General features: G+C 45.4%; 1 protein-coding gene. It reads right to left on the bottom strand.

Features of this window, described 5'->3' with window-relative positions; genetic code table 11:
- Positions 1 to 588: ATP-binding protein (locus tag A3761_RS02650; RefSeq protein WP_231881127.1), on the bottom strand; the 588-nt coding region annotated here is incomplete at both ends.

The following is a 588-nucleotide window of genomic DNA, read 5'->3' as shown; positions in this document are numbered from 1 at the left end:
TTCGTCTTTTTCATCGGTCTGTTTATTAGTAAAAGTAACTGCCAGACCAGGACACAATACGGCCTTGGCACGAAGAATGTGGCGTAAACGACTAACTGAGAACTTCACCGTATCAAAGTATTGTGCATCAGGCCAAAAGCGTAACTCCGTTCCCGTATTACGCTTACCCACCGAATCAATCACATGTAAGTCTTCAGTTTTAAAACCGTCAGCAAAGGCTATCTTATGTAGCTTTCCATCGCGCTTGATCAAAATTTCAAGCTTGGTAGTCAAAGCGTTTACAACCGATACACCAACGCCGTGTAGACCGCCCGAGAAGTTGTAGTTTTCATTGGAGAACTTACCGCCAGCATGTAGCTTACTTAAGATTAGTTCTACCCCTGGTACACCTTCTTCAGAGTGAATATCTACGGGCATCCCGCGCCCGTTATCGGCAACTGACAAAGAACCATCTTCATACAATACAACATCAATTTTACTGGCGTGACCCGCAAGCGCTTCATCGACACTGTTATCGATTACTTCCTGAGCAAGGTGATTGGGCCGAGTGGTTTCAGTATACATCCCCGGTCTTTTCTTAACCGGGTC

This window comes from Oleiphilus sp. HI0123, assembly GCF_001635315.1.
The sequence above is the reverse complement of the archived record's forward strand: the minus strand, read 5'-3'. Positions and strand labels throughout refer to the sequence as shown.